Origin of the sequence: Rhizobium sp. TRM95796, assembly GCF_025779995.1 — a bacterium.
GTDB lineage: Bacteria > Pseudomonadota > Alphaproteobacteria > Rhizobiales > Rhizobiaceae > Rhizobium_E.
In genome coordinates this window covers 129199-141195 of record NZ_JAOXHE010000004.1, presented here as the reverse complement: position 1 = coordinate 141195, position 11997 = coordinate 129199, and the positions used below count along the sequence as shown (strand labels likewise).

The window sequence follows — 11997 nt, the reverse complement described above, 5'->3', positions numbered from 1 at the left end:
AAGCGGAGAAATAGCACCATGGCTATCAAGGTAAGCATCAACGGATTTGGCCGCATCGGCCGCAACGTCCTGCGCGCGATCGTCGAATCCGGCCGCACCGACATCGAAGTCGTGTCCATCAACGACCTCGGCCCGGTCGAAACCAATGCGCATCTCCTGCGCTACGACTCGATCCATGGCCGCTTCCCCGCCGACGTGAAGGTCGACGGCGACGCCATCATCATCAACGGCGGCAAGCCGATCAAGGTGACCGCCGTCAAGGATCCGGCCACGCTGCCGCACGCCGAACTCGGCGTCGACATCGCGTTTGAATGCACCGGCATCTTCACCAGCCGCGACAAGGCCGCCGCCCACCTGACCGCCGGCGCCAAGCGCGTGATCGTCTCGGCCCCAGCCGACGGCGCCGACCTGACCGTCGTCTACGGCGTCAACCATGACCAGCTCACCAAGGAGCATATGGTCATCTCCAACGCGTCCTGCACCACCAACTGCCTTGTGCCGGTGGTGAAGGTTCTCAACGACCTCGTCGGCGTCGATCACGGCTTCATGACCACGATTCACTCCTACACCAACGACCAGCCGTCGCTCGACCAGATGCACAAGGATCTGTACCGCGCCCGCGCCGCAGCCCTGTCGATGATCCCGACCTCGACCGGCGCCGCCAAGGCCGTCGGCCTCGTGCTGCCGGAACTCAAGGGCAAGCTCGACGGCTCCTCAATCCGCGTGCCGACCCCGAACGTGTCGGTCGTCGACCTGAAATTCGTCGCCAAGCGCAACACCACGGTGCAGGAAATCAACGACGCCATCAAGGCCGCCGCCGACGGCCCGCTGAAGGGCGTGCTCGGCTACACCGAAGAGCCGCTCGTATCGCGCGACTTCAACCACGATTCCCATTCCTCGATCTTCGCGATCGACCAGACCAAGGTGATGGAAGGCAATTTCGTCCGCATACTGACCTGGTACGACAATGAATGGGGCTTCTCGAACCGCATGTGCGACACGGCGGTGGCTTTCGCCAAGCTCATCTGATCGCCATCATCCGGATTCATTGACGCTCATTCGCCCGCGGCTCTCGCCGCGGGCGTTTTGTTGTCAACATATCTTCGCAGCGCCTCGGCGATTGTTGTCGTCATCTTGATTATCAGCCGTATTGCAATGCAAAATTTTATTGTTTGCGTGTGACAACAGCCTCATTGTCGTCCAATATGCATCTGATGATTTGTCGTCGGCGCTGCGCGCCGTTCGCGTTGCCGCAGATAATTTCGGTTGCGGCTCAATGATTTGAACAAGATTATGGTGACGAGCGCGCCCCGCTCGAACGGGCGCATTATGTGGAGAAGACGGGTTTGGACGCGTTTTACTTGGTCGTTCTGGTCGGCGCATCGCTGGTGCTGTTCGCCGCCATGTCTTCCTTGATCGCCTTCCGCTTCGGCGCGCCGCTCCTGCTGCTTTTCCTTGGCATCGGCCTTCTCGCCGGCGTCGACGGTCTCGGCATCAACTTTTCCAACAATCAGGCAGCCTATTGGCTGGGGTCGCTGGCGCTGGCCGTCATCTTGTTCGACTCCGGTTTCGGCACGCCGATCCGCGCTTTCCGTATCGCCGCCTTGCCCGCCATCTCGCTGGCCACGGTCGGGGTGCTCATCACCGCCGGGCTCTTCGCGCTCGGAGCCATGGCGCTTCTCGGCTTTTCTTTTCTTCAGGGACTGCTTCTCGGCTCGATCGTCGCCTCGACCGATGCCGCGGCCGTGTTCTTTCTGCTGCGCATCGGCGGCGTCAACATCCGCGACCAGATCACCTCGACGCTGGAAGTGGAATCGGGCACCAACGATCCCATGGCGATTTTCCTGACGGTCACGCTGGTCGAACTCGTGGCGTCGGGGCACAGCATTTCGGATCTGGACTGGCATGTCCTCCTCAGCTTCGTCGAAGAAATGGGCATTGGCGTGATCTGCGGCGTCGCCGGCGGATGGATCATCGTCACCGTCGCCAACCGCTTCGTCCAGGACAAGGGTCTTGCGCCGATCCTGGTGCTGGCGCTGTCGCTGCTGGTGTTCTCCTTTACCGGCGTCGTCGGCGGCAGCGGCTTCCTGGCGGTCTATGTCGCCGGCCTCTTCGCCGGCAATCGCGAGGTTCAGGCGAAACTGGCCATCAAGCGCTTCCAGGAGGGCATGACCTGGCTGGCCCAGATCATCATGTTCGTGATGCTCGGACTGCTGGCCACACCGTCCGAATTCCACATCATTGCGCTGCCGGCGGTGCTGCTCGGCCTGTTCCTGATCCTGTTCGCCCGCCCCATCGCCGTCTGGCTCTGCATGTTGCCCTTCGATTTCCATCAGAAGGAAATCACCTTCGTCGCCTGGGTCGGCCTGCGCGGTGCCGTGTCCATCTTGTTGTCGATCCTGCCGATCATCAACAATCTCGAAAACGGACAGGCCTTCTTCAACATCACCTTCATCATCGTGCTGGTGTCGCTGATCGTGCAGGGCTGGACCATCAAGCCGATCGCCAAGCGGCTGGGTCTGATCATCCCCAAACAGGTCGGCGCCGTCGATAAGCTCGAACTCGACCTGCCCCGCGCCGTCAACCACGAACTCGTCTCCTATCGCGTCATCCCCGGCTGCCCCGTGGCGAATGGCGCGCGCCTGCCCCGCTGGGCCATGCCGTCGCTGATCATCCGCGACAGCCGTTCGATGCGCTATCAATATGCCGGTCGCCTGAAAGAGAACGACATCGTCTACCTCTTCGTCACTCCGGCCTTCATCCCGCTGCTCGACAAGCTCTTCGCGGACAAGGCCGATCTCGACCCCGAGGACGAACAGTTTTTCGGCACCTTCTCCATTTCGCCCGGCCGCCCCTCCAGGGAACTGGACGCCGCCTATGGGCCCGGTCTGCTGACCGAGATCGAAAAGTCCATGACCATCGGCGAATTGATGATGGCGCGGCTCGGCGGACGCGCCGAATATGCCGATCGCGTCCGCTTCGGCTCGATCATTCTGATCGTGCGCGACATAGACGAGCACAATCATATTTCATCCGTCGGAATTTCGATGGAATCGGTGGAGCCGGGCGGAAAGCTGCCGATTTTCCTCAATTTTCGTGATCTCTGGCGTCGGATCAAGACGCGTTCGAGCGAGGCCTAGGCTGGTTAATGAGCGCTTGAATCCATCGCTCGGCGGTGTATGGTCCCCACCGGAAACCCCACCCAAGCGAATGGAAACAACATGGCGTCCTTCAAGACCCTCGACGATCTCACCGACATTTCCGGCAAGCGCGTTCTGGTCCGCGTCGATCTCAACGTGCCTTGCAAGGATGGAAAAGTCACCGACGCCACCCGCATCGAACGTGTCGCCCCGACGATCCTCGAACTGTCGGACAAGGGCGCCAAGGTGATCCTGCTCGCTCATTTCGGCCGTCCCAAGAATGGTCCGGAAGCGGAATTCTCGCTCGCCGTCATCCAGTCCGCCGTCGAAGCCGTGCTCGACCGTCGGGTTCATTTCGCCGGCGACTGCATCGGCGAACCGGCGCACGAGGCCGTCGCCGCGCTCGAAGACGGCGGCATCCTGTTGCTCGAGAACACCCGCTTCCACAAGGGCGAAGAGAAGAACGATCCCGACTTCGTCAAGGCGCTGGCCGCCAATGGCGATATCTTCGTCAACGACGCCTTTTCGGCCGCCCATCGCGCCCACGCCTCCACCGAGGGCCTCGCGCACCACATGCCGGCCTATGCCGGCCGCACCATGCAGGCCGAACTCGAAGCGCTGGAAGCCGGCCTCGGCAACCCCAAGCGTCCGGTGGTGGCGATCGTCGGCGGCGCCAAGGTCTCCACCAAGATCGACCTGCTGAAGAATCTCGTCCGCAAGGTCGACGCGCTGGTGATCGGCGGCGGCATGGCCAACACCTTCCTCGCTGCCCAAGGGATCGACGTCGGCAAGTCGCTCTGCGAGCATGATCTCGCCGACACCGCCAAGGCGATCCTGGCCGAAGCCCAGGACGCCGGCTGCGCCATCGTGTTGCCCACCGACGTCGTCGTGGCCCGCGAATTCAAAGCCAACGCGGCCAATGAAACGGTCGCGGCGACCGCAATCCCCGCCGACGCCATGGCGCTCGATGTCGGCCCGGACTCGATCCAGGCCGTCAACGACTGGATCGCCAAGGCGGAAACGCTGGTGTGGAACGGCCCGCTCGGCGCTTTCGAGATCGAACCCTTCGACACCGCCACCGTCTCGGTCGCGAAATTCGCCGCCGAAGAGACCAAGGCCGGCAAGCTCGTCTCCGTCGCCGGCGGCGGCGATACCGTCTCGGCGCTCAATCACGCCGACGTGGCCGACGACTTTACCTATGTCTCGACCGCCGGCGGCGCCTTCCTGGAATGGATGGAGGGCAAGCCCCTCCCAGGCGTGGACGTGCTGAAGTCCTGATCTGTCTGAACGATTGGTCATCGATGGCGGGGCTCGACCCCGCCATCGTCGTTTCAGAGCCGCGCCCGCGTGCTGCGTGGCGTGGTGAGATAGAGCGTCGTCTCGCTGCTCGCCACCCCCGGCACGAGACGGATGCGTTTGAGCAATTCATCGAAGCCGGGCAAGTCGGCGGCGCCCAGTTCCGCCACCAGATCCCACTGGCCATGGGTGGTGTGAACGGCGGAAATTTCCGAAAAGCCGTTGAGCGCCTTGAGCACGCGCTCGGTCTTGTGGCCTTCCACCTCGATCATCATGATGCCGCGCACCGGCAGCGCGCTGGTGTCCGAGCGCAGGATCACTGTATAACCGACGATTTCCCCGGACGCCTCCAGCCGCTCCATGCGGCTGCGCACGGTCGCCCGCGCCGTTCCCAATTCGATCGCGAGGTCGGAAATGCTGCGCCGCGCATTGTGCCGGAGAAGCGTGATGAGTTTCTGGTCGAGCTCGTCCATGGCGGCGCCTGTCGGTTTGATTTGCCAAAATGATAAGCCAAAGCATTTGTTTTGCCAATTCTTCCTGTTCACTTCGCCAGATTAGGATGATCAAATCATAGCACGTGAAGAGGGGTTAGCGATGCTGGTGAAACTCGTTGGCGCGCCGGTTCAGGATGGAGCGGGCCGCAAGGGATGCGATATGGGGCCGGCGGCCTATCGAGCGGCGGGCCTTGCCGAGAGCCTGACCGAACTCGGCCATCAGGTGGTCGACACAGGCGACGTGAAACCCATGGCGCCGCGCCAGCACAGCCACCCCAACAAGGCGATCAAGAAGCTCGACCAGACCATCGCCTGGATAGAAGCGCTGGACGCCGCCGCTTTCGAAGCGAGCGATGACGGCTTTCCCGTTTTCATGGGCGGCGACCATAGTCTCTCTGCCGGCACGGTCACCGGCATCGCCCGCCGCGCGCAGGCCCAAGGGCGGCCACTTTTCGTGCTCTGGCTCGACGCCCATACCGATTTCCATACGCTCGACACCACCGGCAGCGGCAATTTGCATGGCGTGCCGGTCGCCTATTTCACCGGCCAGCCGGGCTTTGAGGGCTATTTCCCGGATGTCGTCGCCCCTGTCGACCCCAACAACGTGTCGATGATCGGCATTCGCAGCGTCGATCCCGAAGAACGCCGGCTGATCACCGCCGCCGGCGTCGACATCGTCGACATGCGCATGATCGACGAGGAAGGCATCGCCGCGCCGCTGAAGCGCTTCCTGAAAAAGGTCAAGGACGCGGACGGTCTGCTGCATGTCTCGCTCGACGTCGATTTCCTCGATCCGGCGATCGCGCCGGCCGTCGGCACCACCGTTCCGGGCGGCGCGACCTTCCGCGAGGCGCATCTGGTGATGGAGCTTCTGCATGACAGCGGCCTCGTCACCAGCCTCGATCTGGTCGAGCTCAATCCCTTTCTCGATGAACGGGGTCGCACCGCGATCCTGATGGCCGATCTCGCCGCGAGCCTTCTCGGCAAGCAGGTGATGGACAGACCCACAAGGAGCTTTTGATGAACGCGATGCCCAAACTGAATGTCGTGCCTTTCGTCAGCGTCGACAGCATGATGAAGCTGGTGATGAAGATCGGCGTCGAACGCTTCATCACCGAACTCGTCGCCTATCTCGAAGAGGACTTCCGCCGCTGGGAGGTGTTCGACAAGACCCCGCGAGTAGGCTCCCATTGCGATGACGGCGTGATCGAGCTGATGCCCACCAGCGACGGCGCGCTTTACGGCTTCAAATATGTCAACGGCCATCCCTACAACAACCGCACCGGCCGCCAGACCGTCACCGCCTTCGGCGTTCTCTCGGATCTGTCCACCGGCTATCCGATGATGATCACCGAAATGACCATCCTGACGGCGCTGCGCACGGCGGCGACCTCGGCGATGGCGGCGAAATATCTCGCGCCGAAAGGCGCGCGCACCATGGCGATCATCGGCAACGGCGCGCAGTCGGAATTCCAGGCGCTGGCCTTCAAGGCCGTGCTCGGCATCGACAAGCTCCGCCTCTACGACATCGATCCCGCGGCCACCCGTAAATGCGCCGCCAACCTCGCCGGCCGCGGCTTCACCATCGTCGAAGCCAGGACCGCCGAAGAAGCCGTCTCCGGCGCCGACATCATCACGACCGTCACCGCCGACAAGAAGAGCGCGACCGTTCTGCATGACAACATGGTCGGCGAAGGCGTCCACATCAACGCTGTCGGCGGCGACTGCCCCGGCAAGACCGAACTCGCCCGCGACATCGTCACGCGCTCCGACATCTTCGTCGAATATCCGCCGCAGACCTGGATCGAAGGCGAGATCCAGCAGCTCGACCGCGATCATCCGATCACCGAGCTCTGGCGGGTGATTTCAGGCCAGACGGAGGGACGCAAGAGCGATCGCCAGATCACGCTGTTCGACAGCGTCGGCTTCGCGATCGAGGATTTTTCGGCTCTGCGCTACCTGCGCGACCAGCTCGCGGCCAACGGCGTTTACGAGGAGCTGGACCTGTTGGCCGACCCCGACGAGCCGCGCGATCTCTATGGCATGCTGTTGCGCTCCGTCGCCTGACGGGGCGTTTGCGCCGTCCCGTTTCAACCTGAGCGTGACAAATTGGCGACATCGACCGCCATTCTCTGCGAGTAGGGTATTTATTTGCCGTCCATGCCATAATAATGGTGCTTGTGCGGGATCAAAACCATGGCCAAATAGGCGTCGAAGAGACGCGCCGGCGCGGTGGAGACGCGGCGCAGAGGTCGTGAGACGCATATGACGTCACGGCGTCGGGATCGATTAAATCCCGGTTCATCCAGTATGCGTATTGAATGCGTTGACGCCGCCCGAGACTCCGGGTGCGGGGCGACAACCGGCCAGGAAAGTTCAGCAATGCCCAGAAAGATCCTATTCGCTGTCTTGATCGCGTCGTCGGCGCTCGCGCCGACGGGCTTCGCATGGAGCGCGGAACCGGAAGTTCCCGCCGACGCGCCCGCCGCGCAGAACCTTCCCGCCATACGCGTCACCGAAGCCTCCATGCGCGAACTGACCGATCGCGTGATCGCGTCCGGCACCGTACAGCCGGTGGAAACCGTCTATGTTCAGGCGCAGGTCGAAGGCGTGCGCATCGAAGAGCTGAGAGCGGATGTCGGCGACAAGGTGGAGGCGGGCCAGGTGCTCGCGACGCTGAGCGCGGAGGCGCTCGAACTCCAGAAGCAGCAATTCGTCGCCAATATCGCCAAGACCGAAGCCGTCGGCGCTCAGAACGAGGCGCAGCTCGCCGAAGCCAGGGCGAATGAAGCCGAAGCGGTTCGCCAGGCGGAGCGAGCCCAAACGCTGATCCGCACCAAGGCCGTCTCGCAGACCCAGCTGGAGCAGCTGCAATCCCAGGCGGAGGCCGCCAAAGCCCGCACCCGCGCCGCCGAACAGACCATCGCCGCCAACAAGGCCGATCTCGATGTCGTTCGCAGCCAGCTCGCCGATGTCGAATTGTCGCTGTCGCGCACTGAGGTGAAGTCGCCGGTCGCCGGCGTCGTGACCGAGCGCAACGCCAAGATCGGCGCCATCGCCAGCGCGGCCGGCAATCCTCTTTTCACCCTCATTCGCAACGGGGCGATCGAACTTCAGGCGGATGTCGCCGAGGGCGATCTCTTGAAGCTCAAGCAGGGCCAGAAGGTCAATATCGCCATTGCCGGCACGTCGACGAACATCCAGGGCGTGGTGCGCGTCATCGATCCCGTCGTCGATCAGTCGAGCCGTCTCGGCAAGGTCAAGATTGCCATTGCCGATGCGTCGCTGGCGCGAGCCGGCATGTTCGCATCCGCCGAAATCATCATCTCTGAGCGCAAGGTGCTGTCTCTGCCGTTGACGGCCGTGACGGCCGAAAAGGACGGCGACTATGTCCGCAAGGTCGTGGACGGCGTGGTCGACATGACCAAGGTCGAAACCGGCGTCGCCGACGGCGATTTCGTCGAGATCGCCGCGGGCCTCAAGGACAAGGACGTGGTGGTCGAGAAAGCCGGCGTCTTCGTGCGCGACGGCGACCGGATCGCGCCTGTTCGCGCCCAACAAACCGCTTCGAACTGACGAGGACCCTGGAACATGAACTTTTCCGCCTGGTCCATCCGCAATCCGATCGCGCCGATCCTCGCCTTCTTCCTGCTGATGTTTTTGGGAGTGAAGGCGTTTTACGATCTGCCGATTACGCGCTTTCCGAATATCGACGTTCCCGTCATCTCCGTCAGCGTCACGCAGTCGGGCGCATCGCCGTCCGAACTCGAAACGCAGGTCACGCGCGAAATAGAAGACGCCGTGGCCGGCATAACCGGCGTCGACTATATGCAGTCGACGGTCAATGACGGCGTATCGACCACATCCGTCGTCTTCAAGCTGGAAGTGCCGACCGACAAGGCGCTCCAGGACGTCAAGGATGCCGTCGACCGCATTCAGGCCGATCTGCCCGCCACCGCCGACACGCCCGAAGTGACGAAGATCGACGTCGAGGGCTCTGCTATCCAGACTTTCGCCGTCTCCTCGCCGGATATGACTCTCGAGGAACTGTCCTGGTTCGTCGAGGACACGATCAAGCGCGCGCTGCAAGGCAAGCCGGGCGTCGGCCGCATCGATCGTTACGGCGGCGTCGACCGCGAGGTGCAGATCGATCTCGATCCCAACAAACTCAACGCCTATGGCGTGACGGCCGCGGATGTGAACACGCAGCTGCGCAGCATCAATGCCGATCTGGGTTCCGGTCGCGGCCAGCTGGCGGGCGCCGAACAAGCGATCCGCACGCTGGGCGATCAGCGCAGCGTCAAGCAATTGGCAGACACCACGATCGCGGTCGGCAATGGCCGCTTCGTGAAGCTCGCCGATCTCGGCTCGATCCGCGACGCATATGAGGAGCCCGATTCCTTCTCGCGCTTCAACGGCAATCCCGTCGTCTCCTTCGCGGTGTTCCGCTCCAAGGGCGCGAGCGAGGTCACCGTCGCCGAAACCGTGGCGCAGGAACTCGACGGCATCCGCAAAGCCTATCCTCAGGTGCGGATCGAACTCGTCGACGACGCCGTCTATTTCACCTATGGCAATTACGAAGCCGCCATGCACACGCTGATCGAAGGCGCGATCCTGGCGGTGATCGTGGTGTTCCTGTTCCTGAGGAACTGGCGCGCCACGCTGATCTCCGCCGTTGCGCTGCCCCTGTCGGCGGTTCCGACCTTCTGGGTCATGGACATGCTGGGCTTCTCGTTGAACCTGGTGAGTTTCCTGGCGCTGACGCTGGCGACCGGCATTCTCGTCGACGACGCCATCGTCGAGATCGAGAACATCGCCCGGCACATCAAGATGGGCAAGACGCCCTACCGTGCGGCCATCGAGGCGGCGGACGAAATCGGCCTCGCCGTCATCGCCACCACCTTCACGATCATCGCCGTCTTCGCACCCGTTTCCTTCATGGGCGGCATCGCCGGCCAATATTTCATCCAGTTCGGCCTGACCGTGGCGATCTCGGTGTTCTTCTCACTGGCGGTGGCGCGGTTGATCACGCCGTTGATGGCGGCCTATCTGATGCGCGCGTCCGACGCCAATGTCGGGCACGAGCATGACGGAGACGGCTGGATCATGCGCGGCTATACGGCTGTCGTGCGTGCTCTGACCCGTCGCTGGTATGGCCGCTACGGCACGCTCGTCGTCACGCTCGGCCTGTTGTTCGGCTCCGTCGTGCTGCTGATGCAGGTGCCGGGCAGCTTCATGCCGCCGGAGGATTCCGGTCGCGTGATCCTGTCGCTGGAATTGCCGCCCAGCGCATCGCTCGAGGAGACGGACGCCACGACGTCCGAAATCTATAAACGCATCAAGGACCTGCCGACCATCGAGAACATCTTCGTGCTCGGCGGCTCATCCCCCAAGGGCGATCTGGAGCGGCGCCGCGCCTCGGTCTATGTCAATCTCAAGAAGATCGAGCATTCGCTTCTGAAAAAGCTGGTCAACGACGTCGCCGCCCGGTTGCCGCTCGTCGGCCAGTTCGTGCCGAAGATGGAGATCAACGGCCGCACGGTGCCGCAATGGGAGATCGAAGAACAGATCTTCCAGAAGATCGCCGACATTCCGGACGCCCGCGTGCTCAAGCTGAACGACCGCGGCGAGCGCGACATCGCCTTCAACTTCACCTCGTCCAACGCCGAGGATCTCGACAATGCCGTGGCCGTGCTCGAAGCCAAGCTTCGCCAGGAGCCCAAGCTGCAGAATGTCGGCTCGGAGGGCGCGCTGCCGCGATCCGAAATCCAGATCAAACCCGATCCGGTGCGCATGGCGCGGCTCGGCATCACGACCGCCACACTGTCCGAGACTGTACGGGTGGCGACGATCGGCGATGTCGATACGGCGCTGTCTAAGGTTTATCTCGACGACCGCATGATTCCGATCCGCGTGCAGCTCGATCTCTCGGTCCGGCGAAACATGGCCGAGTTGCGCGCCATCAAGGTGCCCACGGCGTCGGGCGCCTCCGTGCCGCTGTCGTCGGTGGCGGCGATCAGCTATTCCGAAGGTCCGAGCGTCATCAAGCGCTACGACCGCAGCCGCGTGGTGACCGTCGGCGCCAGCCTGCCCAAAGGCGTGGCTCTGGACCCGGCCACCGACGCGTTCAAGAAAGCGGTCACGGACGCCAACCTGCCGCCGAGCGTGAAAATCGTCGAAAGCGGCGACGCCAAGGTGCAGAAGGAAATGGTGGCGAGTTTCGGCAACGCCATGCTGCTCGGCCTGCTGTTGATGTTCGCGGTGCTTGTGGTGCTGTTCCAGAACGTGCTGCAACCGATCACCATCGTCTTTTCGCTGCTGCTCGCCACCGGCGGCGTGGCGGTGGCGCTGCTGGTCACCAACAATGCGCTCTCCATGCCGGTGCTGATCGGCATTCTGATGCTCATGGGCATCGTCGCGAAGAACGCCATCCTGCTGGTCGATTTCGCCATCGAGATGATCCATCGCGGCATGAAGCGTTCGGACGCCATGGTGGAGGCGGGCCGCAAGCGCGCGCGGCCCATCATCATGACCTCAATCGCCATGTCCGCCGGCATGCTGCCCTCGGCGCTCGGCGTCGGCGAAGGCGGAGCGTTCCGCGCGCCGATGGCGATCGCCGTGATCGGCGGCATCATCGTCTCCACCGTGCTGTCGCTGGTGGTGGTGCCGAGCTTCTTCCTGATCATCGACGACATCTCCCGCGCCCTCGGCTGGGCTTTGGGTCGCCTGGTGGGCAAACGGGAGTCCGAGCCGGAAGCGCTCGAAAATGTCGAACTCACCCGTATTCTCACCGAAAACAGCCGCACGATCTCCAGTCTCGAAGAGCGCCTCAACGCTCTCGACGCCGGAGCGTCGAGCCGCCCGGGACCCAAGAAAACGTCTCCACCGGCCAATGATGTCGGCGACCGACCGCTCGCCGCCGAATGAACCTCACTCAGACCCGGCTCCGGCCGGGTTTTTGCTGTTCGGACGGCCGCTGTTGATCGAAATCAATTCCCCGCTTCGACATTTAGCTACACTTGATGAAAGGAAGAGATTTTCGGTTCAACTCCGGAGGACAATCGTGA

8 protein-coding genes are annotated in these 11997 nt (G+C 62.8%); 7 read left to right on the top strand and 1 reads right to left on the bottom strand.

What is annotated here, in order from left to right; genetic code table 11:
* The first annotated feature begins 18 nt into the window (after positions 1 to 18).
* The 3 genes from gap to OCK01_RS09415 all read left to right on the top strand — a co-directional run bounded on the left by gap (position 19) and on the right by OCK01_RS09415 (position 4418).
* Positions 19 to 1029 carry a type I glyceraldehyde-3-phosphate dehydrogenase gene (gap, locus tag OCK01_RS09425; RefSeq protein WP_263823718.1) on the top strand — a complete coding sequence of 337 codons (1011 nt, stop codon included), beginning with the start codon at positions 19 to 21 and terminating at the stop codon, positions 1027 to 1029.
* A gap of 317 nt (positions 1030 to 1346) precedes the next feature.
* Entirely contained in the window at positions 1347 to 3140 is a 1794-nt protein-coding gene (locus OCK01_RS09420; protein WP_263823717.1) for a potassium/proton antiporter, read from the top strand.
* A gap of 81 nt (positions 3141 to 3221) precedes the next feature.
* Positions 3222 to 4418: a phosphoglycerate kinase gene (locus OCK01_RS09415; protein ID WP_263823716.1), complete on the top strand. Its 1197-nt coding sequence runs from the start codon at positions 3222 to 3224 to the stop codon at positions 4416 to 4418.
* Positions 4419 to 4471: 53 nt separating this feature from the next.
* Here the strand turns inward: OCK01_RS09415 and OCK01_RS09410 are convergent, their stop codons facing one another.
* Complete coding sequence (locus OCK01_RS09410; RefSeq protein ID WP_263823715.1) at positions 4472 to 4909, bottom strand: Lrp/AsnC family transcriptional regulator; 438 nt, start codon at positions 4907 to 4909, stop codon at positions 4472 to 4474.
* A gap of 121 nt (positions 4910 to 5030) precedes the next feature.
* Here OCK01_RS09410 and rocF point away from each other — a divergent pair, with 121 nt between their 5' ends.
* The 4 genes from rocF (at position 5031) to OCK01_RS09390 (ending at position 11857) form a co-directional block, all read left to right on the top strand.
* Complete coding sequence (rocF, locus tag OCK01_RS09405; RefSeq protein WP_263823714.1) at positions 5031 to 5951, top strand: arginase; 921 nt, start codon at positions 5031 to 5033, stop codon at positions 5949 to 5951.
* On the top strand, positions 5951 to 6997 hold the full coding sequence (locus tag OCK01_RS09400; RefSeq protein ID WP_263823713.1) for an ornithine cyclodeaminase: 1047 nt from the start codon (positions 5951 to 5953) through the stop codon (positions 6995 to 6997). The genes rocF and OCK01_RS09400 overlap by 1 nt, the downstream gene beginning before the upstream one ends.
* A 315-nt stretch (positions 6998 to 7312) precedes the next feature.
* On the top strand, positions 7313 to 8506 hold the full coding sequence (locus OCK01_RS09395) for an efflux RND transporter periplasmic adaptor subunit (RefSeq protein WP_263823712.1): 1194 nt from the start codon (positions 7313 to 7315) through the stop codon (positions 8504 to 8506).
* 15 nt (positions 8507 to 8521) lie between these two features.
* Positions 8522 to 11857: an efflux RND transporter permease subunit gene (locus tag OCK01_RS09390; protein WP_263823711.1), complete on the top strand. Its 3336-nt coding sequence runs from the start codon at positions 8522 to 8524 to the stop codon at positions 11855 to 11857.
* Positions 11858 to 11997: the final 140 nt, after the last annotated feature.